Genomic DNA, 20,624 nt, shown 5'->3' on the forward strand with positions numbered 1-20,624 from the left:
CATGCCTTGGCGTCTCCACGTCACAAGCGTTGCGGATCTTTCTGCGGAGGAGGAACAGCGGCTCGGTTAATCTCGGATAAGACAGGTGGTATCCATTCTGGACCGTGGCATTTCCGGCCACGGTCACGGCGTGGATGCCAGGATCGACGCGACGGAGTTTCGCTCCTGCTTCGCCCTGGGACTACGACCGTGAGGGGCTGAAAGCCATTCCTCGAGGGATGAGCGCCTAGGCCCCCAGCCCGTCGAACAGGATCGTCGAGAGATAGCGCTCGGCGAAGGACGGAATGACGACGACGAGGTTCTTGTCCTTGTTTTCCGGCCGCGAGCCGACGACGATCGCCGCCTGCAGCGCGGCACCCGACGATATGCCGACCGGCACGCCTTCGAGGCGGGCGACGAGGCGCGCATTGGCGACCGAATCCTCGTTCGAGACCCTGACGATCTCATCATAGATCGTGGTGTCGAGGATCTTGGGCGCGAAGCCGGCGCCGATGCCTTGAATCTTGTGCGGGCCGGGCTGGCCGCCGGAGAGCACCGGCGAGGCTTCCGGCTCGACTGCCACCACATGCAGCGAAGGCTTGCGCTTCTTCAGCACCTGGCCGACGCCGGTGATGGTGCCGCCGGTGCCGATGCCGGCCACGAAGATGTCGACCTCGCCATTGGTGTCGTTCCAGACCTCCTCCGCCGTGGTGCGGCGGTGGATTTCCGGATTGGCCGGGTTCTCGAACTGCTGCGGGATGATGGCGTTGGGCAGCGTCGCGGCAAGCTCGTCGGCCTTGGCGATGGCGCCCTTCATGCCTTTCGGGCCTTCGGTGAGCACCAATTCGGCACCGAGCAGCGCCAGCATCTTGCGACGTTCGACCGACATTGTCTCCGGCATGGTGAGGATCAGCTTGTAACCCTTGGCGGCGGCGGCGAAGGCCAGCGCGATGCCGGTGTTGCCGGAGGTCGGCTCGATCAGCGTGGTCTTGCCCGGCGCAATCTTGCCGGCCTCCTCCAGCGCCTCGATCATCGAGACGCCGATGCGGTCCTTGACCGAGGCGATCGGGTTGAAGAATTCAAGCTTGGCCAGCAGGTTGGCGACGACGCCCTTCTCCTTGGCGAACTTATCCAGCCGCACCAGCGGCGTGTCTCCAATCGTCTCGGTGATCGAGTTGAAGATGCGGCCGCGGCCGGGGACGCGCGCGGAGGTGACGGGCTTGTTCATTGGTTTCGCTCCCAAGGCAAAGGCATAGGCAAACAGAATAAGGCTTTCAGCCGCGCAAGATAGGCTGCTCGCCCAAAATTTCCGAGTGGGGCGATTGCTGAAAACCTCCCCGCGCCGGAAATGCATTTTTTGGATCGGCCCGTTTTGGGGACGCTTTCCCCGAAATGGGGGCCGGTTGAGAATGGGCCTTATTGACGGGCCGCGATGGCGGCTGCCGCTCCCATCATGAAGCCGGCGGCGGTGCGGTTCAGCACCTTCAGCGCGCGCGGCGATTTCAGGAACCAGCGCGCTTTGGCAGCCAGCGCCAGATAAGGGACCAGCACCACGAACAGCACGACGACGGTCAGCGCGACGAGGATGCCGTAGTCGGCCGGCGTGATCGTCTTCAGGTCGACGATGGTCGGCGTGATGGCGAGATAGAAGATCATCGTCTTCGGGTTGCCGAGCGTCACCGTCAGCCCGGCGATGAAGCTCGACGCCAGGCCGCTCTTGCTCTTCCGCGCCTCGACCGTTTCGGGCGAGATGCCGCTCGTCCAGAAGCGCCAGGCAAGGAAGGCGAGATAAGCGACGCCCGCCCATTTGATGGCGAGAAACACCATGCCGAAGGTCTGGGCGACGAAGGCGAGGCCAAGCACGACGGCGGTGAGGTAGGTAATGTCGCCGAGCATGAGACCGAACGACATAGCCAGCGACGAACGGAAGCCGGAGCCGAGCGCGCGGGCAACAAGCGCAGTCACGCCGGGGCCCGGAATGGCGGCGGCGACGCCGAGGGCGGCGCTGTAGGCGAGAAATCCTGTCAGTGTCATGGTTTGAACCCAACGCTATCCCGAGATCGGGATCCAGAGCGGCGGCCTCCTACCACGGCGTCGGGGCGGCGTTAATTGCCTTGCGGCCGGATTCGGTTGCACCAGCGCCGCTTCAGGACCGGCCGTCGCCGTAGGTGACGCGCCATATCGTGCCGTTGCCGTCCTCGGTCATGATCAGCGATCCATCCTTCGCCACCGCGACACCGACCGGCCGGCCCCAGACCGCATCGTCCGCGATGACGAAGCCGGTGGCGAAATCCTCATACTCGCCGGTCGGCTTGCCGTCCTTGAACTTCAGCCGCACCACCTTGTAGCCGGTGCGGACATTGCGGTTCCACGAGCCGTGCAGGGTGACGAAGGCGTCGCCTTTATAGTCGGCCGGGAAGTTGCCGCCCTCGTAAAAGGCGATGTTGAGCGGCGCCGAATGTGCCTGGATCAGCACGTCCGGAACCGTGACCTTGCCGGCGAGATCGGGCCGCGCGCCTTTGTGGCGCGGATCCTCGTTGTCGCCGATATAGTACCAGGGCCAGCCATAGAAGGCTCCCTCCTTGACGGCGGTCGCATATTCGAAAGGCACGTTGTCGCCGAGCTCGTCGCGTTCGTTGACGACGCACCAGAGCGCGCCCGTGGCCGGCTGCACCGTCATGCCCGAGCAGTTGCGCAGGCCGGTGGCGACCATCCTGCGGTTCTTGCCGTCAGGATCGAAAGCGAGCACATCCGCTCGGCCTTCCTCCGCGCCCCAGGTAGCGCCGAGCGGTGCCGATCTCGCCCATTCTTCGACGCCGCCCTTCGGCCTCGCTCCCATGCCCTCCGCGGTATTCGAGCCCGAGCCGACCGAGAGATAGAGCGTTTTGCCGTCGGGCGAAAAGGCGATGTCGCGCGTCCAGTGATGGCTCGACGGGATGTCCGAGACGATCGTTTCGGGCTCGCCGGAAGCTTTGAGGTCGCCGTCGCGATAGGCAAAGCGGACGACGCTGTTGCTGTTGGCGACATAGACCCATTGCGGCTTGTCGCCCGGCGGATAGAAGGCGATGCCGTAGGGCCGGGTCAGGCCTTTGGCAAAGACCGACTTCTCGGCGGACTTGGCGCTGCCTTCGGCCAGTCGATAGACGCGGACCTGGTTCGCCCTGCTGTCGGCGACGAAGAGATCGCCGTTCGGCGCCGTGCGCACGACACGCGGGCTGCTGATGCCCGAAGCCACCAGCTCGGCCGAAAAGCCGGGTGGGAGGGCTGGCGTGGCATCCTCGGGGCGATCGGTGACACCGCCGCCGTTCGAGGCGGATTCGGCGACATTCGGCTTCGGGAGATCGTCGGGCCTGATGAGGCGCCGCACGCCGGGCCGGTCGGCCTTCCAGTCACCGAAGGCCTTTTTGCCGGTGAGCAAGGGCTGATCGGCCTGCTGCGCGACGGCGCCGGAGGCCAGGAACAAAGCGAGGGCGGCAAGGCCGGCAATGCGTATCATGCTGTTCTCCGTTATTCGCCAACGTGCATCAGCAACCAGACAGCGAATATCGGGCAGGCTTTCCAAAAGAGAAGCCGGGCATGCGGATTTTGACGGGAAACGCCGGCAGTTCAGCTCTCTTCGATATCCAGATCGTCGTCGAGCTGCTTTTCCAACGCGACCAGATCGGCCGGCAGCGGCAGGCCCATGGCGCGCATTTCCCTGAGCTTCTCGCGCAGTAGCTCCTGGATCTCGTGATCGTCTTCCGGCTGGTTCACCATCTCCTCGAGCAGCAGGCTGATCTGGGCCTTGAACGATTCCAGCGCCATTTCCACCCTCCTTGCGACGTTTCCCGCTCGCCTACCTCAGCATGCGCGAAATCAACTGGGCCGTATAGTCGACCATCGGGACGATGCGGGCATAGTTCAATCGCGTCGGGCCGATGACGCCGAGCGCGCCGACGACGCGCGCATCTTTGTCGCGATAGGGCGCGACCACGAGCGACGAACCGGACAGCGAAAACAACTTGTTCTCCGAGCCGATGAAGATGCGCACGCCCGGACCTTCCTCGGCGAGGTCGAGGAGCTGCAGCAGTCCGTCCTGCGTTTCCAGATCCTCGAACAGATGGCGCAGCAATTCGAGATCGGCCTGGGCGGTGACGTTTTCCAGAAGATTGGCGCGGCCGCGCACGATGAGGCGCGCCGGCAGGCCGCTTTCGGCGCCGGCCCAGACGGCGAGGCCCTTCTCGACCAGTTCCTGCGACAGCGTGTCGAGAGCCGCCCTGGTCTCGTCCTTGATGCGCGCGATCTCGACCCGGGCCTCGGCCAGCGTGCGGCCGCGGATATGGGCGTTGAGGAAGTTCGAGGCCTCGTGCAGCTGCGAGACGGTGATACCGGCCGGCAGGTCGACAACGCGGTTCTCGACATCGCCGCTCTGCGACACGAGGACGGCGAGCGCCTTGGTGGGTTCCAACTGGATGAACTCGATGTGCTTCAGAGCCACCTCGTTCTTGGCGGCGAGCACCAGGCCGGCGCCGCGCGACATGCCGGAGAGCATCTGGCTGGCCTCTGTCAGCATATGCTCCAGCGTCGCGCCCGAGCCCGAGGCACGCACCTGCGCCTCGATGACGCGGCGCTCGTCGTCCGACAGATCGCCGAGCTCCATGAAGGCATCGACGAAGAAGCGCAGGCCGGTCTGGGTCGGCAGGCGCCCGGCCGAGATATGCGGCGCGTAGATCAGCCCCAGATGCTCGAGGTCGCTCATCACGTTGCGGATGGTGGCCGGTGACAGCGACGACGGCAGGATGCGCGACAGGCTGCGCGAGCCGACCGGCTCGCCGTCGCGCAGATAGGAATCGACAATCCGCCGGAAGATGTCGCGCGAGCGCATGTCGAGCGACTGAAGCACGGGCGGCTGCGATGCGGGATCGACTGCCTTGTTCATTCCAGCGAAAAACCTCCTATTGGAAGATATAGACTTAAGCCTCCCTGGCGCAACCCGGGCCATTTTCCCTTTGCGCGGAGTTTCCTTGGCGCCCTTTTCCTTTGCGCCATCCATCGCATGCGTCTACAAGCCGCCGACGAATCCAAAACCATAGGAAAGAAGGCCGAATGCGCCCCTCCAAACGCCAGCCCGACGAAATGCGCGCCATCTCCTTCGAGCGCGGCGTCTCCAAGCATGCCGAAGGCTCGTGCCTGGTGAAGTTCGGCGACACGCATGTGCTGTGCACGGCGAGCCTGGAGGAAAAGGTGCCGGCCTGGATGCGCAATTCCGGCAAGGGCTGGGTTACGGCCGAATACGGCATGCTGCCGCGCTCGACGGGCGAGCGCATGCGCCGCGAGGCTTCCGCCGGCAAGCAGGGCGGCCGCACGCTGGAGATCCAGCGGCTGATCGGTCGTTCGTTGCGCGCCGTTGTCGACCTGCAGGCCCTGGGCGAACAGCAGATCACCGTCGACTGCGACGTTATCCAGGCCGACGGCGGCACCCGCACCGCCTCGATCACCGGCGGCTGGGTGGCGCTATACGATTGCCTGCGCTGGATGGAAGCGCGCCAGATGGCCAGCGTTTCCAAGGTGCTCAAGGACCATGTCGCGGCGATCTCCTGCGGCATCCATGACGGACAGCCGGTCATCGATCTCGATTATCTCGAGGATTCCTCGGCCGGCACCGACGCCAATTTCGTCATGACCGGCAAGGGCGGCATCGTCGAGATCCAGGGCACGGCGGAAGGCGAGCCCTTCTCCGAAGAGCAGTTTTCGGCACTGATGGGACTGGCCAAGAAGGGTATTTCTCGGCTGGTCAGCCTGCAGCAGATGGCGGTGGCGTAGGTTTTCGAATGCCGAGCCTAGGCACCCCCCTCTGGCCTGCCGGCCATCTGCCCGACAGGGCAGAGGGGGGTGCTTCGTGACTCCCTCCGCGATTCTGGAATCAGCGCTCTACGTCACAGACCTAACCGCTGCCGAAGCCTTCTACCGCGACATCCTCGGCCTGGATCCGCTGGGCAAGGTCGAAGGCCGCCACGTCTTCTTCCGCTGCGGCAACGGCGTGCTGCTCATCTTCAATGCCGAGGCGACGAAAATTCCGCCGGCGCCCGACGCCAGGCTGAAGGTGCCGCCGCACGGCACGGTCGGCGAGGGACATCTTTGCTTCACCGCGACTGCAGCCGAGATTGCCGAATGGCGCAAGCATCTGGCGGCCAAGAACATCGCCATCGAAAGCGATTTCGAGTGGCCGCAGGGCGGACATTCGATCTATATCCGCGACCCTTCGGGCAATTCGATCGAGTTCGCCGAACCAAGGATCTGGGGTCTCTGAATGCATTCTTTGAACGGACAAAAGATCGTCGTCGCCAGCCACAATGAAGGCAAGCTGCGCGAATTCGCCGACTTAATGGCCCCGTTCGGCTTCGAGGCGAAGTCGGCCAAGGATTACGGCCTCCCGGAACCGGACGAGACCGGCACGACCTTCGAGGAGAATGCCTATATCAAGGCCTATGCCGCCGCCAAGGCCACCGGCCTGCCGGCGCTGTCGGACGATTCGGGGCTCTGCGTCGACGCGCTCGACGGGGCGCCCGGCGTCTACACCGCCAACTGGGCCGAGACGGCGGACGGCACACGCGATTTCGGCATGGCCATGCAGCGCACCGAAGTGGCGTTGCAGGAGGTCGGCGCGACCGAGCCGGCGCAGCGCACCGGCCGTTTCGTCGCGGTCATCTGCCTCGCCTTTCCCGATGGCGAGGCCGAATATTACCGCGGCGAGGCCGAAGGCACGCTGGTCTGGCCGCCGCGCGGCACGCTCGGCTTCGGCTACGATCCGGTGTTCCTGCCCAACGGCTTCGCCAAGACTTTTGGCGACATGAGCGCCGAGCAAAAGCATGGCTGGAAGCCCGGCCAGGCAACAGCCCTGTCGCACCGCGCCCGCGCCTTCCAGAAGTTTGCCCAAGCCCGCTTGGATTTGGCGCGGCTGGATCTGGCGCGGCTCAGGTCAAAATGATTGGGACAGGCCAGACCATGCCGCTCGACCGCAGCCCCGGCTTCGGCGTCTATATCCATTGGCCGTTCTGCGCGGCCAAATGCCCTTACTGCGACTTCAACAGCCACGTTCGCCACCAGCCGGTCGACCAGGAGCGTTTTGCGCGGGCCTTCGAGACGGAGCTCAAGACGATGCGCGCCCGCACCGGGCCGCGCGAGGTGACCAGCGTCTTCCTCGGCGGCGGCACGCCGTCGCTGATGAAGCCGGAAACGGTGTCAGCGGTTCTGGAAGCCGTAGCGAAGAACTGGACGGTGCCTGCCGGGATCGAGGTGACGCTGGAGGCCAATCCGTCCTCGGTCGAGGCGGAGCGCTTCCGCGGTTATCGGGCGGCCGGCGTCAACCGTGTCTCGCTCGGCGTGCAGGCGCTGAACGACAAGGACCTGCGCTTCCTCGGCCGGCTGCACAATGTCGAGGAGGCGCTGCACGCCATCGGGCTGGCGCGGGAAATCTTTCCGCGGCTCTCCTTCGACCTGATCTATGCGCGGCCCGGCCAGACGCCCGAGGCTTGGGCTTCAGAGCTTGAGGAAGCGATCGGCCACGCCGCCGACCACCTGTCGCTCTATCAGCTCACGATCGAGGAGGGCACGCCGTTCCATGCACTCCACTCAGCGCGAAAATTCGTCCTGCCCGACAACGACCATGCCGCCGACCTCTACGCGCTGACGCAGGAGGTGACCGCGGCGCACGGGCTTCCGGCCTACGAAATCTCCAACCACGCGCGGCCGGGCGCGGAAAGCCGGCACAACCTGACTTATTGGCGCTACGGCGAATATGTCGGCGTCGGACCCGGCGCGCATGGCCGCTTCGTCGAGAACGGCCGCCGTACCGTGACGGTCGCGGAAAAGATGCCTGAGACCTGGGCCAACCTGGTCGAAGCCAGGAGCCATGGCGTCACCGGCGGCGAGGTGCTGACGCGCGCCGAAGAAGCCGACGAGTTCCTATTGATGGGGCTGCGGCTGGCCGAGGGCATCGACCTCCAGCGCTACGAGACGCTTGCCGGGCGTAGTCTGGCGAGCGACCGATTGTCGGTGCTGCAGGAAGAGGGGCTGGTGGCGCCGGTCGGCAACGCCCGCCTCCGCGCCACGACCGCCGGCATGATCGTGCTCGATGCGGTGGTGGCAGACCTCGCGCGGTGAAAAAGGTTCTCTTCGTCTGCAGCCAGAACCGCCTGCGCAGCCCCACCGCCGAGCAGGTGTTTTCCAGGCGCCGCGACCTCGAGGTCGAATCGGCCGGCACCAATCACGACGCGGACAACCCGCTGACGCATGAGCTGGTCGCGTGGGCCGAGATCATCTTCGTCATGGAGAAGGCGCATCGCGTCAAGCTGCAGAAGAAGTTCCGGTCAAGCTTGATGCGGGCACGGGTGATCTGCCTCGACATCCCGGACAACTATGCGTTCATGGATCCGGAACTGGTGCGGCTGCTCGAGGCGAAGGTCACTAAATATCTGGGCTGAATGGCGTCAGGCGCCAAGCATGGCGCTTCGTTCCTCGCTCCGCCTGGGATGAGGCGAGAGATCGCGAAGCGTCGCAGCTGCTCTAGGCGTCGTGCTTCTGACGCTGCTTCCCGCGATCCTTTTCCGCATGCGCATCGCCGGAGCGGCCTTGCTTCAGGTCGGTCTTGTCGCGGCGGTTCCCGTGCTGGGCGGCGATCGGATGGGAAGGAATGCCCTCGCGGGCGGTCTTGCTTTCGAGTCGTGTGATGAAAATGTCGAAGCGATTGGGCATCGTCCGGTCAGTGCTCCGTCGTGCTTTCGGTTTCGGTCGAGGCGTCTTGAACCGCGGGGCTTGGAAGCGGCTTCATCGCTTCCTTGTCCTTTGTCCTGGCGGAGGGTTCCCGATCCTCCGAACCGGCAACCTTCTCCGATCCGGCAAAGCGCTTGCAGCCCGAATAATAGGGCGTGAAAGCGTCTTGAATGATCAGGCTGTCCATCCTGTCCTCCTCCTCGGGAATCAGCGGTAAAATCCGCCTTATGCGGTTTGGTTCCGCATCGTGGCAAAGGCATGGCGATTCCCTTGCATCGCCATCACGTTTTGCAACCGCAGATCAGCCGTGGCAAACAGTGGCGCGTGGGGAGGGCCTCAATTGACCGGCGACAAACGCAGCTATGTAATCGGGCAGACCGAAATTGCGGCGCGGCCGCTGGAGCCGGCGCTCTATCTGGTGGCGACGCCGATTGGCAATCTCGCCGATGTCACGCTGCGAGCGCTGGAGACGCTGGCCGGCGCCGACATCGTTGCCTGCGAGGACACCCGCGTCTCGCGCGTGCTGCTCGAACGCTACGGCATTCGCCGGCGCACCACGGCCTATCACGAGCACAATGCCGCCGAGGCCGGGCCGAAGCTGATCGAATCGCTCGCTGCCGGACAGAGCGTGGCGCTGATCTCGGATGCCGGCACGCCGCTGGTTTCCGATCCCGGCTACCGGCTGGTCGGCGAGGCGCTGGAGCGCGGCATACGCGTTATTCCGGTGCCCGGACCGTCGGCGGCGCTTGCCGCACTGACCGCTTCCGGCCTGCCTTCCGACGCCTTTCTGTTCGCCGGCTTCTTGCCGGCCAAGGCGGGCCAGAGGCTCACCAAGCTCGAAAGCTTCAGGCAGGTGCCGGCGACGCTCATCTTCTATGAATCGCCGCGCCGGCTGGCCGAGACGCTTGCTGCGATGGCGCAAGCGCTTGGCGGAGCGCGCAAAGCGGCGATTGGCCGCGAGCTGACCAAGGCGTTTGAGGAGATGCGAACGGGGACGCTCGGAGAGCTTGCCGATCACTACGCGGCGGCCGAGACGCCCAAAGGCGAAATCGTGGTCTGCGTCGGCCCGCCGGAGGCGGCCGAGGACCAGCCGGCCGACATCGACCGGCTGCTGTTGTCTTTAGCCGCCGAAATGCCGGCCTCCAAGGCGGCGGCGGAAGCGGCGAAAATGACCGGTGGCCAGAAACAGGCGCTCTACCGCCGGCTGATCGAGCTGAAGGCGGACGGCGGTGGCTGAGCGCACCGTCGTTTATCGGCGAAAAGCCTATCGGCGCGGCCATCGCGGCGAATGGCTGGCGGCGCTGGCGCTGATGCTGAAGGGCTATCGCATCCTTGCGCGCCGCCATCGCACAAAGCTCGGCGAGATCGACCTGATCGCCAGGCGCGGCGACCTTGTGCTGTTCGTCGAGGTCAAGGCGCGGCGCACGCTGATGGAGGCGATGGAAGCGATCGCCCACGCCTCGGAACGGCGCATCGAGGGTGCCGCCGACCTCTGGCTGTCGCGCCAGCCGGACTATGGCCGGCTGTCGGTACGCTTCGACATGGTGGCGGTGCTGCCCTGGCGCTGGCCGGTGCATGTCGAGAATGCGTTTTACGGGCGGAATTGAGTAGCTTACCCTCCCAACTTGTGGGGAGAGTAAGCTCACCCCCAGATCATCAGCGCCACCAGTCCTAGCCCGCCAACCACCAGCCGCCACCAGCCGAACAGTGAATAGCCCCTGCGCGAGACGTAATCGAGCAGGAAGCGCACCACGAAGAGCGCGGTGACGAAGGCGGCGATGAAGCCGACGGCAATGATCGGCAGGTCGGCCGAGGTCAGCACGTTGCGGTTCTTGAACAGATCGAAGGCGAAGGCCCCGACCATGGTCGGCATGGCGAGGAAGAAGGAAAACTCCGCCGCCGCGCGCTTGTCGACGCCCAAGAGCAGCGCGCCGACGATGGTCGAGCCGGAGCGCGAGGTGCCGGGTATCAGCGACAGGCACTGGAACAGGCCGATCTGCAGATAAAGCCTGGTCGGAAAGCGCTCGACGTCGCGGTAGACGGGCTTCAGGGTCATGCGGTCGACGGCGAGCAGCACCACGCCGCCGATGACCAGCATGATGCAGATCAGGCGCGGCGATTCGAACAGGAAGGTCTTGATGAAGTCATGCGCCAACGCGCCGATGACCGCCGCCGGCAGGAAGGCGATGAGGATGCCGATGGCGAAATGCCTTGTCAGACGGTCATGCGGCAGTTCGAGCAGCATCTTCCAGAGGCGGCGGAAATAGACGCTCAAGATCGCAAGAATCGCGCCGAGCTGGATCAGGATCTCGAAGGCCTTGCCGGTCGAATGGAAGCCGAGGAAATGGCCGGCGAGCAGGATGTGGCCGGTCGACGAGACCGGGATGAATTCGGTCAGGCCCTCGATCAGACCAAGCAGCAGCGCTTCGACGATGGTCTGGCTTTCCATGGCAACCTCTGCTTCGAGTGACGGCTAAGGGGAAGGGCTTGCTTGTCATGGCGCGGAAGTCCCCCTATAGGTCGCAACACATGACAGTCCCTGGAATCGGGCCGCCAAGACTTACCGGCGCTCACACCGATTCGCCAGTGTGGCAATCCGGAATTCGCCGCACGTCGGAGCAGCGCACTGTGCGAATGCCGGATTCTGAGCCACACTGTCAACTTTGAGTTCTAGTGTGGTTTTGGATTTGAAGTTCCTGGACGCTGATGCCATTGAGGGTGCAGGAACTTCAAATCCACCACACTAGTGCGCCCTATCATCGCGGAACCATGCTGACGCTTTTTCACCACCCGATGTTCGCCACCTGCCGGTTCGTCCGCCTCGCCTTCGGCGAGTATGGCGAGGAGCTGGCCTTGATCGAGGAGAAGCCCTGGACCCGGCGCAAGGAGTTTCTGGCGCTCAATCCGGCCGGCACGCTGCCGATCCTGCTGGCCGAAGGCGACGTGCCAATCGTCGGCGCCATGGTGATTGCCGAATATCTCGACGAGACACGCGGGGTGCTGAAGCGCGACAGGCGGCTGTTTGCCGAGGACCCGATGCAGCGCGCCGAAATCCGGCGACTGACCGACTGGTATCTCAGCAAGGCCGAAAGCGAGGTCACCCGCCATCTGGTGCGCGAGCGGGTGCTGAAGCCGGTGATGCCGGAGACGGCGGGCGGCGGCTCACCCGATTCGGGCGCGATCCGCGCCGCGCGCGCCAACATCCGCCAGCACATGAAATACACCAACTGGCTGGCGGGCACGCGTCATTGGCTGGCCGGCAACAAGGTGACCTATGCCGACCTCGCCGCGGCCGCGACGCTTTCCGTGCTCGACTATCTCGGCGAGATCGACTGGCGCGAGCACGCGGCGGCGCGCGAATGGTATACTCGCGTGAAATCACGGCCGTCGTTCCGGCCGCTGCTCACCGATCGCGTGCGCGGCCTGTCGCCGGTATCGCATTATGCGGACCTCGATTTCTGACACGACGAAGCTGCGCGCGCTGATCGACGCGGAGGCGCGCCGCGCCGGCTTCGACGCCGTTGCCGTCACCCGGCCGGACGCGATCCCGCTGGCTCCCGCGCGCCTGGCCGAGTTTGTCGCCGAGGGATTTCACGGCTCGATGGACTGGATCGCCGAGACGATCGGGCGGCGCGCCGAGCCTTCGACGCTGTGGCCGGAAGTGCGTTCGATCATAGTGCTCGCCATGAACTATGGTCCGGACCGGGATCCGCGCGATGTCCTCGACAAACACGATCGCGGTGCGATCTCGGTCTACGCGCAAAATCGCGACTATCACGATGTGATGAAAGGTCGGCTGAAGGAAATCGCGGGCAAGATCGTCGCGCGGGCCGGCGGCGACGTGAAGGTCTTCGTCGACACGGCGCCGGTGATGGAAAAGCCGCTTGCCGAAGCCGCGGGGTTGGGCTGGCAGGGCAAGCACACCAACCTGGTGAGCCGCGAGCATGGCTCATGGCTGTTCCTCGGCACCATCTTCACCACGGCCGAGCTTGAGCCGGACAAAGCCGAGATCGACCATTGCGGCTCCTGCCGCGCCTGCCTCGACATCTGCCCGACCGATGCCTTCCCGGCGCCCTACCGGCTCGATGCGCGGCGTTGCATCTCCTACCTCACCATCGAGAACAAGGGGCCGATCCCGCGCGAATTTCGCGAGGCGATCGGCAACCGCATCTATGGCTGCGACGACTGCCTCGCCGTGTGTCCGTGGAACAAATTCGCCAGCGTCGCCGCCGAGGCCAAGCTTGCCGCTCGCGAAGATCTGCGCGAGCCACGGCTGTCGGAGCTGCTGTTGCTCGACGATGCGACGTTCCGCTCGTTTTTCTCCGGCTCGCCGATCAAGCGCATCGGCCGCGACCGTTTCATCCGCAACGCGCTGATCGCCGCCGGCAATTCGGACGATGCTTCGCTGACGCCGGTCGCGCGCGGCCTGATCGACGACGGCTCGCCCCTGGTGCGGGGTGCGGCAGTATGGGCGCTATCGCGACTGATGCCGCGGCGCGATTTTGCGGAGCTCGCCGCATCGGCCTTGCAGGCCGAAGGCGATGCAACGGTGCGCGAGGAATGGCTGTCAGCGCTGCCGGTTCCCGCAAAGGACCATTGAAGAAGAGGATTTAATTGATGGGCGAGAGACGCTTCTTCATTTTCGGCGCCGGCTATTCCGGCAAGGCTTTTGCGAGAGCCAATGAAGATGGCGCGCCGATCCTTGGGACGACGCGATCGCCGGGAAAGTTCGAGGCCTTGCGAGAGGCGGGCATCGAGCCGTCAAGCTTCGACGGTTCGTTGACGGCGGAAATCAGCGACGCGCTTCGGCACACAACACATCTTATCATCTCGGTCGCCCCGGACGAAGCGGGCGATCCGGTGCTCAACGCGGCAGGCGAGGCGATCCGGGCCAAGATGCCGGCGCTCAAATGGATCGGCTATCTTTCCACTGTCGGCGTCTACGGCGACCATGGCGGCGCCTGGGTGGACGAGAGCGCCGAGTGCAGGCCGGTTTCGAAGCGCTCGGTAATGCGGGTGGCGGCCGAACAGGAATGGCTGGCTCTTGGGCGGGAAATCGGAAAGCCGGTAGCGATCCTGCGGCTTTCCGGCATTTACGGCCCGGGCCGCAACGCGCTGGTCAATCTCGAGGACGGCACCGCGAGGCGCCTGGTCAAGCCCGGCCAGGTCTTCAACCGCATCCATTGCGAGGACATCGCCAGCGCCCTGTGGCACCTGGCCGATAGGAATCGCGGCGGCATCTTCAATGTCACCGACGACGAGCCGGCGCCGCCGGAGGATGTCGTCGCCTACGCCGCCGGGCTGATGGGCGTGGAGGCGCCGCCGGAAATCCCCTTCGAAACCGCGCAACTTTCGCCCATGGCGCGGTCCTTCTACGGCGAGAACAAGCGCGTCGCCAACGCCGCGATCAAAGCGGCCGGCTACAGCTTTCGTTTGCCGAATTATCGGGTGGCGCTGGAGCGGATGTGGGCCGACGGCAACTGGCGGGACGGAGAGCCGCGCAGCCCGATGAAACGCTCGTGAGCGAAGCGACGTGCATTGGCGTGATATGATTCGCGCCTGAACTGCGTCGCCAAGGTTTGATTTATGCATGTCTTTGTCCCGAAACCGGGTCCCACTTTCGGGAGACATGTTTTAGCATGCCGCCTGAGATTGCGTCGTGCCACTGGAGAGGGGACCCGACCTGATGACGTTGCGACCGCTGCCCGACAGGAAGCCGTTCCTGACCGCCGCGCTTGCCCTGGTGACCTTAGCCGGGCTGGCGGCGGCCGCGATCTCGGCCGAACCGCGCGCAAAAGACCTGTTCGGCGCCAAGAAGCTGCCGGCGGTGGCGCAAGCGCAATCCTTCGGCTTTTACTCAAGAGGCTGCTTCGCCGGCGGCGTCGCCTTGCCGGTGGACGGGCCGAGCTGGGAGGTGATGCGCCCCTCGCGAAACCGCCGCTGGGGCCATCCGGCGATGATTGCGCTGATCGAGAAGCTCGCGCGAGACGCCCAGGCGGATGGCTGGCCGGGGCTGCTGGTCGGCGATGTCTCGCAGCCGCGTGGCGGCCCGATGACGACCGGCCACGCCTCGCACCAGATCGGCCTCGATGCCGACATCTGGCTGACGCCGATGCCGCGGCGCCCGCTGACCATGGCGCAGCGCGAGAGCATGAGCGCGACGCTGATGGTCGACGAGAAGACGCATCTGGTGAAGGACGCGCTGTGGACGCCGGCGCATACGCGGCTTTTGAAGCGCGCGGCGAGCTACCCGGAGGTCGAGCGCATCCTGGTCAATCCGGGCATCAAGAAGAAACTTTGCGACACGGTCACCGGCGACCGCTCCTGGCTGCGCAAGATCCGCCCGTTCTGGGGCCATGACTATCATTTCCACATGCGCATCGGCTGCCAGGCGGGCTCGCCCGGCTGCAAGGGGCAGGAGGCGACGCCGGCCGATGACGGCTGCGGCAAACCGCTTGCCTGGTGGTTCACCGAGGAGCCGTGGCGGCCCAACAAGAACCCGGATGCGCCGAAAGCGCGCGATCTGATGACGATGGCCAATTTGCCGAAGGAGTGCCAGGCGGTGCTTGCAGCGCCGGACGCGCCTTCTCTGGAAGCCGTTACCTATCAGGGCGGCGGCGCGGCAGCGGTGGCGGCGGCCAAATCGAAAGCGACCGAGCCGGCGGAGACGATCTCCAGCGATGCGGCGACGCTGCCGGCGGCGGCGAGCTCTTTTGCGCCGACGCCCAAAATCGGCATTCCAGTGCCCCGGCCAAGGCCGGGGAACTGAGGGCCGCGCCACGGCGTCCAGATGGTCGAGGCCGGCGGCGCCCCACATCCGCCTGGCTGCCGCAATGCGGGCTTTCTTCTTGCGAAGCTGGCGATTGGCGAAACCGTTGGCGACAGTGCCCCTCTCCCCGTCACTGACGGGGAGAGGATGCCGACAGGCAGGTGAGGGGCGGCGCCGACGCTCGAGATAGGCACCGAAGCCGCTTTCCCTTTGCAGGACCATGCGCTAGTCAGCGACGGAGCGGGAACGAACGGGACAAAGAGCATGGTTGGCGAAGACGATACAGCGCTGCGGTTTCCGGTCCTGATCGGCGATATCGGCGGCACCAATGCGCGTTTCTCGATCGTGCTCGACGCCAATTCGGAAGCGACCGAGCCGCAAATCGTCCAGACGGCCAATTTCAAGACCATCGACGAGGCGATCCAGGCGGCGGTGCTCGACCGCTCGTCGATCCAGCCGCATTCGGCGGTGCTGGCGGTGGCCGGGCCGGTCGACGGCGACGAGATCCGGCTGACCAACTGCCCCTGGGTGGTCAAGCCGCACCAGATGTTTGCCAATCTGGGCTTGAGCGAGATCGTCGTGCTCAACGATTTCGAGGCGCAGGCGCTGGCGGTGGTGGCGCTGGGCGAAGAGCATATGGAAAAGATCGGCGGCGGGACGCCGGAGCCGAATGCCGGCCGGGTCGTGCTCGGCCCGGGGACGGGGCTCGGCGTCGCGGGGCTGATCTACGCGCTTCGCCGCTGGATACCGGTGCCGGGCGAGGGCGGGCATATGGATATCGGCCCGCGCACGCCGCGCGACTTCGAAGTGTTTCCGCATATCGAAAAGCTCGAGGGTCGCATCTCCGGCGAGCAGATCCTGTGCGGCCGCGGACTGGTCAATGTCTATCGCGCGGTGGCCAGGGCCGACGCAAAGCCGACGCCTTTCACGACGCCGGCGGAGGTTACGGCGGCCGCGCTCGCCAAATCCGATCCGGTGGCACAGGAAGCGCTGGAACTGTTCGTCACCTGCCTGGGCCGCACCGCGGGCGATCTCGCGCTGGTGTTCATGAGCCGCGGCGGCGTGTTCCTGACCGGCGGCATCGCGCAAAAAATCGTGCCGGCATTGAAAGCCGGCAATTTCCGCGCCGCGTTCGAGGACAAGGCGCCGCACAGCGCGCTGATGCGCACGATGCCGGTCTATGTCATCACCCACCCGCTGGCGGCGCTTCTCGGGCTGGCCGCCTATGCCAGAACTCCGTCGCTGTTCGGCGTTCAGACCGCCGGACGGCACTGGCGGGCATGAGCGCGCCCGGGTGCGGGATGGCAATCGGCCACCGCGACGAAGTTTCGCCATAGGCAAGCCGTAGCCGGAGCGATAAGAGGGTGCCGAAATGCTCCCTGACCTTTGACGAGAACCCACGAAGCGCTGCCGATTTGACATTTCAAAATCCAAACAAGCTAAAGGCCCGGCCCGGCGAGGTCACGGCGGTGCTGCGCCGTATCATCGCTGAGAACGGCCACGACCATCGCTGGTCCTATGTCGTCGCCATCGTTTGCTCGCTGCTGGTTTCGGGCGCGACTGCCTTCTCGGCCTGGGTCATGGCGCCGATGGTCAACGAAATCTTCTACGAACGGCGCGGCGACGCCGTGGTATGGATCTGCGCCGGTTTCATGGGCGCCTTCCTCGTGCGCGGTTTTGCCGGCTACGGCCAGGCGGTGGCGTTGGCCACGATCGGCAACAATCTCGTCGCCCGCTACCAGAAGCGCACCTTCGACCATCTGATGCGGCTCGGCGTCAATTTCTTTAACGACACGCGCTCCGGCCGCTTGGCGGCGCAGCTGGACGAGAATATCGGCGGCATCCGCGATCTGCTGTCGCTGACTTTGATTTCGATCACCCGCGACGCGGTGACCCTGGTCGGCCTCGTCGGCCTCATGGTCTACCAGGATCCGGTGTTGTCGCTGAGCTCGCTGCTGATCGGGCCGCCGCTGATCTGGGCCGTCGTCTACATCACGCGCCGGGTGCGCAAGATCAATCGGGAATCCGTGCTGATCAATTCTCGGCTGAGCGGGTCGGTGCAGGAGGCCACCCAAGGCATCGCCATCGTCAAGGCCTTCACCCTGGAGGACGAGCTGGCGCGCCGCATCGGCATCATGGCCGACACGGCCGAACAGCGCAGCAACAAGATTGCCCGCGTCTCGGAACGGCTGTCGCCGATTTCGGACATGCTGGCCGGCCTCGCCGTGACCGCCGTCATCGCTTATTCCGGCTATCGGGCATTGTATCTCGGTCAGCCGCCGGGCGCGGTGTTTTCCTTCATCACCGCGCTGATCTTGGCCTATGATCCGGCGCGGCGGCTGGCGCGCATGCAGGTGGCGATGGAACGCGCGCTGGTCAACGCGCGCATGATCTATGAATTGCTCGACCTCGAGCCGAAACAAAGCGACGCGCCCGACGCCGCCGAAGCGAAGATCATTTCCGGCGAAGTGACCTTCAACAATGTGACGTTCGGCTATAGCGCCGACATGCCGGTGCTGAGGGATCTGAGCTTTACCGCCGCCGCCGGCAAGGTGACGGCGATCGTCGGCGCTTCGGGCGCCGGCAAGTCGACGCTGGTGGCGCTCTTGCAGCGCTTCTATGACGTCGACGAGGGCAGCATCGAGGTGGACGGCCAGGACATCTCGAAGGTGACGAAGCGGTCGCTGCGCCAATCGATCGCCTATGTCTCGCAGGCGCCGTATCTCTTCGAAGGCACGATCCGCGACAACATTCGCTACGGCCGGCTCTCGGCCACCGACGCGGAGATCGAGCAGGCGGCGAAACAGGCCGCCGCCGACGAGTTCATCCGCCAGCAGCCGCAAGGCTACGACACGCCGGTCGGCGAAGGCGGCTCGACGCTGTCCGGCGGCCAGCGCCAGCGCGTCTCGATCGCCCGCGCAATCGTGCGCCAAGCGCCGATCCTGCTGCTCGACGAGGCGACCTCGGCGCTCGACAACGAGGCCGAAGCGCGCGTCCAGGAAGCGCTCACCCATGTCATGGAAGGCCGCACCACCATCGTCATCGCGCATCGGCTGTCGACCGTGGTCAATGCCGACCGCATCATCGTGCTGGAAGAGGGGCGGCTGGTCGAGGAAGGCACACACGCCTCGTTGATGGCCGACCCCCACAGCGTCTATGCCCGCTTCCACCGGGTGCAGGGCAAGAAGGGGCTGGGGCTTGTCGATGACGCCAAGCCGACCCAAACTCCTCTGCCGCGCACGCGCGCGAAGAAGACCGTCGGGAGAAGCGCATGAGCGAAACGGGCGATATGGGCCTGGTGGTGGTGGGCGCCGCCGGCCGGATGGGTCAGACGCTGATCCGTGCCATCCACTCCATTCCCGGCGCGCGGGTTGCCGGTGCCGTCGAGCGGCCGGACTCGCCGCATCTCGGCAAGGATGCCGGCGAGCTCGCCGGCATCGGCACCATCAATGTACCGATCGCCGACGACCCGCTGCCGGCCTTCGCCAAGGCCGACGGCGTGCTCGATTTCACGGCCCCCGGCGCAACCGTCGAATTCGCCGGCTATGCCGCGCAGGCGCGCATCGTCCATGTCATCGGCACGACCGGCTGTTCGGCCGATGACGATGCGAAGATCGCCGCGGCGGCGCGCCACGCGACCATCATCAAATCCGGCAATATGAGCCTCGGCGTCAATCTTTTGGCGGTGCTGGTGGAGCAGGCGGCGCGCGCGCTCGATGCGCAGGATTTCGACATCGAGATCCTGGAGATGCACCACAGGCACAAGGTCGACGCGCCGTCCGGTACGGCGCTGCTGCTCGGCGAAGCGGCGGCCAAAGGCCGAGAGATCGCGCTCAATGTCAACAGCGTGCGTGTGCGCGACGGCCATACCGGCGTCCGCAAACCCGGCACGATCGGCTTCGCCAGCTTGCGCGGCGGGTCGGTGGTCGGCGAGCACAGCGTGATCCTGGCCGGCACCGGCGAGCGCATCACGCTCGCCCACCAGGCCGAGGACCGGGCGATCTTTGCCCGCGGCGCGGTCAAGGCGGCGCTCTGGGGCCGAGGCAAGAAGCCGGGCCTCTATTCCATGCGGGACGTGCTCGGCCTGGGCTGAGGCGGTTTTTTCTGCTTTTCTTCCGCAATTCCGGGCTGAAAACCGCTACACACTTTTCCTGGAATTGCTCAAATCCAACCACGTATCAGGAGCAAACATGTCGGGAACTCTCGTGCTCGTGCGCCACGGCCAGAGCGAATGGAACCTGAAGAACCTGTTCACCGGCTGGCGCGATGTCGACCTCACCGACCAGGGAAATGCGGAGGCGCTTGCCGCCGGCGAGAAGCTCAAGGCGCGCGGGCTGAAATTCGACATCGCTTACACCTCGGCGCTGAAGCGGGCGCAGAAGACCTGCCAGCACATTCTCGACGTGGTCGGCCAAAGCAAGCTCGAGACCGTCCGCGACCAGGCGCTCAACGAACGCGACTATGGCGATCTCTCCGGCCTCAACAAGGACGACGCGCGCAAGAAGTGGGGCGAGGAGCAGGTGCATATCTGGCGCCGCTCCTACGACGTATCGCCTCCCGGCGGCGAAAGCCTGAAGGACACCGGCGCGCGTGTCTGGCCCTATTACCTGCACGACGTGCAGCCGCATGTGCTGCGCGGCGAGACGGTGCTGGTCGCCGCGCACGGCAATTCGCTGCGGGCGCTGATCATGGCGCTGGACGGCAAGTCGGGCGAAGAGATCGTCAAGCTGGAGCTCGGCACCGGCGTGCCGGTGATCTACAAGCTCAACGCCGATTCCACCGTGGCAAAGAAGGAAGTGCTGGAGGGGTGAGGGATTCCATTGTTCCGGCCCCGCTCGGAACGGGTGGCCGTCTCGGGACAACCGCTTCAGCTCGGAATTCCGTCTCGTCGTTAACTGACCAGCGTCGGCGCGCCCCTCACCTGCCTGCCGGCATCCTCTCCCCCGTATAGTGACGGGGAGAGGGAAGCTCCGGCCGCCGATTTCGCCAATCGCCAGCGTCTCAAGAGGACGCCAACGCCGCGGCCAGCCCCTTCTCCCCGTCCTATACGGGGAGAAGTGCCCGGCAGGGCGATGAGGGGCGGGGGCGACGCCGACAATTGCCGTCCGTGCCTGAAATGAACCCC

The 20,624-nt window shown here is 65.4% G+C and carries 23 protein-coding genes; 15 read left to right on the top strand and 8 right to left on the bottom strand.

Going from position 1 to position 20,624, the window contains the following annotated elements; genetic code table 11:
* Positions 1 to 226: 226 nt before the first annotated feature.
* From cysK to hrcA, 5 genes are all read right to left on the bottom strand, one after another.
* Positions 227 to 1,207 carry a cysteine synthase A gene (gene cysK / locus A9K71_RS27205; RefSeq protein WP_067003192.1) on the bottom strand — a complete coding sequence of 327 codons (981 nt, stop codon included), beginning with the start codon at positions 1,205 to 1,207 and terminating at the stop codon, positions 227 to 229.
* Positions 1,208 to 1,395: 188 nt separating this feature from the next.
* Positions 1,396 to 2,013, bottom strand: coding sequence for a LysE family translocator (locus tag A9K71_RS27210; RefSeq protein WP_067003194.1), 618 nt, complete (start codon positions 2,011 to 2,013; stop codon positions 1,396 to 1,398).
* A gap of 112 nt (positions 2,014 to 2,125) precedes the next feature.
* Positions 2,126 to 3,475 (bottom strand): sorbosone dehydrogenase family protein, encoded by a 1,350-nt coding sequence (locus A9K71_RS27215; protein ID WP_067003195.1) that lies wholly within the window; start codon positions 3,473 to 3,475, stop codon positions 2,126 to 2,128.
* Positions 3,476 to 3,585: 110 nt separating this feature from the next.
* Positions 3,586 to 3,783: a hypothetical protein gene (locus A9K71_RS27220; protein ID WP_067003314.1), complete on the bottom strand. Its 198-nt coding sequence runs from the start codon at positions 3,781 to 3,783 to the stop codon at positions 3,586 to 3,588.
* A gap of 31 nt (positions 3,784 to 3,814) precedes the next feature.
* Positions 3,815 to 4,897 (bottom strand): heat-inducible transcriptional repressor HrcA, encoded by a 1,083-nt coding sequence (gene hrcA, locus A9K71_RS27225; protein ID WP_067003197.1) that lies wholly within the window; start codon positions 4,895 to 4,897, stop codon positions 3,815 to 3,817.
* Positions 4,898 to 5,064: 167 nt separating this feature from the next.
* Here hrcA and rph point away from each other — a divergent pair, with 167 nt between their 5' ends.
* From rph to A9K71_RS27250, 5 genes are all read left to right on the top strand, one after another.
* Positions 5,065 to 5,781 carry a ribonuclease PH gene (rph, locus tag A9K71_RS27230; RefSeq protein ID WP_067003199.1) on the top strand — a complete coding sequence of 239 codons (717 nt, stop codon included), beginning with the start codon at positions 5,065 to 5,067 and terminating at the stop codon, positions 5,779 to 5,781.
* A gap of 76 nt (positions 5,782 to 5,857) precedes the next feature.
* Positions 5,858 to 6,268, top strand: a complete 411-nt coding sequence (locus tag A9K71_RS27235) for a VOC family protein (protein ID WP_067003201.1) — start codon at positions 5,858 to 5,860, stop codon at positions 6,266 to 6,268.
* Complete coding sequence (gene rdgB, locus A9K71_RS27240; RefSeq protein WP_067003203.1) at positions 6,269 to 6,946, top strand: RdgB/HAM1 family non-canonical purine NTP pyrophosphatase; 678 nt, start codon at positions 6,269 to 6,271, stop codon at positions 6,944 to 6,946. It abuts the gene before it with no gap.
* Positions 6,943 to 8,121, top strand: a complete 1,179-nt coding sequence (hemW, locus tag A9K71_RS27245; RefSeq protein ID WP_067003205.1) for a radical SAM family heme chaperone HemW — start codon at positions 6,943 to 6,945, stop codon at positions 8,119 to 8,121. The genes rdgB and hemW overlap by 4 nt, the downstream gene beginning before the upstream one ends.
* The gene (locus A9K71_RS27250) at positions 8,118 to 8,441 is read left to right on the top strand and encodes a low molecular weight protein tyrosine phosphatase family protein (RefSeq protein WP_067003207.1); all 324 of its coding nucleotides are present in this window, start codon (positions 8,118 to 8,120) and stop codon (positions 8,439 to 8,441) included. The genes hemW and A9K71_RS27250 overlap by 4 nt, the downstream gene beginning before the upstream one ends.
* Positions 8,442 to 8,523: 82 nt before the next feature.
* On the opposite strand, the gene A9K71_RS27255 is transcribed toward A9K71_RS27250, so the two are convergent.
* Together A9K71_RS27255 and A9K71_RS27260 are read right to left on the bottom strand one after the other, a co-directional pair.
* Positions 8,524 to 8,712 carry a hypothetical protein gene (locus A9K71_RS27255; RefSeq protein ID WP_067003209.1) on the bottom strand — a complete coding sequence of 63 codons (189 nt, stop codon included), beginning with the start codon at positions 8,710 to 8,712 and terminating at the stop codon, positions 8,524 to 8,526.
* A 7-nt stretch (positions 8,713 to 8,719) separates the two neighbouring features.
* Positions 8,720 to 8,917 carry a hypothetical protein gene (locus A9K71_RS27260; RefSeq protein WP_067003211.1) on the bottom strand — a complete coding sequence of 66 codons (198 nt, stop codon included), beginning with the start codon at positions 8,915 to 8,917 and terminating at the stop codon, positions 8,720 to 8,722.
* Between the two features lie 153 nt (positions 8,918 to 9,070).
* On the opposite strand from A9K71_RS27260, the gene rsmI reads away from it, so the two are divergent.
* Both rsmI and A9K71_RS27270 read left to right on the top strand, forming a co-directional pair.
* A complete protein-coding gene (rsmI, locus tag A9K71_RS27265) occupies positions 9,071 to 9,967 on the top strand; it encodes a 16S rRNA (cytidine(1402)-2'-O)-methyltransferase (protein WP_067003214.1) in 897 nt (298 codons plus the stop codon).
* Complete coding sequence (locus A9K71_RS27270; protein WP_067003215.1) at positions 9,960 to 10,337, top strand: YraN family protein; 378 nt, start codon at positions 9,960 to 9,962, stop codon at positions 10,335 to 10,337. Before rsmI ends, A9K71_RS27270 begins: the two co-directional genes overlap by 8 nt.
* A 35-nt stretch (positions 10,338 to 10,372) precedes the next feature.
* On the opposite strand, the gene A9K71_RS27275 is transcribed toward A9K71_RS27270, so the two are convergent.
* Positions 10,373 to 11,179 (bottom strand): undecaprenyl-diphosphate phosphatase, encoded by an 807-nt coding sequence (locus A9K71_RS27275; RefSeq protein WP_067003217.1) that lies wholly within the window; start codon positions 11,177 to 11,179, stop codon positions 10,373 to 10,375.
* 320 nt (positions 11,180 to 11,499) lie between these two features.
* On the opposite strand from A9K71_RS27275, the gene A9K71_RS27280 reads away from it, so the two are divergent.
* The 8 genes from A9K71_RS27280 (at position 11,500) to A9K71_RS27315 (ending at position 20,310) form a co-directional block, all read left to right on the top strand.
* Positions 11,500 to 12,192 (top strand): glutathione S-transferase family protein, encoded by a 693-nt coding sequence (locus A9K71_RS27280; protein WP_067003220.1) that lies wholly within the window; start codon positions 11,500 to 11,502, stop codon positions 12,190 to 12,192.
* Positions 12,173 to 13,330 carry a tRNA epoxyqueuosine(34) reductase QueG gene (gene queG, locus A9K71_RS27285; protein ID WP_067003221.1) on the top strand — a complete coding sequence of 386 codons (1,158 nt, stop codon included), beginning with the start codon at positions 12,173 to 12,175 and terminating at the stop codon, positions 13,328 to 13,330. Before A9K71_RS27280 ends, queG begins: the two co-directional genes overlap by 20 nt.
* 17 nt (positions 13,331 to 13,347) lie before the next feature.
* Positions 13,348 to 14,253: an SDR family oxidoreductase gene (locus tag A9K71_RS27290; protein WP_067003223.1), complete on the top strand. Its 906-nt coding sequence runs from the start codon at positions 13,348 to 13,350 to the stop codon at positions 14,251 to 14,253.
* A 163-nt stretch (positions 14,254 to 14,416) separates the two neighbouring features.
* Positions 14,417 to 15,499: a penicillin-insensitive murein endopeptidase gene (mepA, locus tag A9K71_RS27295; RefSeq protein ID WP_067003225.1), complete on the top strand. Its 1,083-nt coding sequence runs from the start codon at positions 14,417 to 14,419 to the stop codon at positions 15,497 to 15,499.
* A 264-nt stretch (positions 15,500 to 15,763) separates the two neighbouring features.
* A complete protein-coding gene (locus A9K71_RS27300) occupies positions 15,764 to 16,783 on the top strand; it encodes a glucokinase (RefSeq protein ID WP_067003316.1) in 1,020 nt (339 codons plus the stop codon).
* 131 nt (positions 16,784 to 16,914) lie between these two features.
* Entirely contained in the window at positions 16,915 to 18,774 is a 1,860-nt protein-coding gene (locus A9K71_RS27305; RefSeq protein WP_067003227.1) for an ABC transporter ATP-binding protein, read from the top strand.
* On the top strand, positions 18,771 to 19,592 hold the full coding sequence (dapB, locus tag A9K71_RS27310) for a 4-hydroxy-tetrahydrodipicolinate reductase (protein WP_067003228.1): 822 nt from the start codon (positions 18,771 to 18,773) through the stop codon (positions 19,590 to 19,592). Before A9K71_RS27305 ends, dapB begins: the two co-directional genes overlap by 4 nt.
* A gap of 97 nt (positions 19,593 to 19,689) precedes the next feature.
* Positions 19,690 to 20,310, top strand: a complete 621-nt coding sequence (locus A9K71_RS27315; protein WP_067003230.1) for a 2,3-bisphosphoglycerate-dependent phosphoglycerate mutase — start codon at positions 19,690 to 19,692, stop codon at positions 20,308 to 20,310.
* Positions 20,311 to 20,624 lie beyond the last annotated feature (314 nt).

It is taken from the genome of Mesorhizobium sp. WSM3873 (assembly GCF_001672445.1).
Lineage (GTDB): Bacteria > Pseudomonadota > Alphaproteobacteria > Rhizobiales > Rhizobiaceae > Mesorhizobium.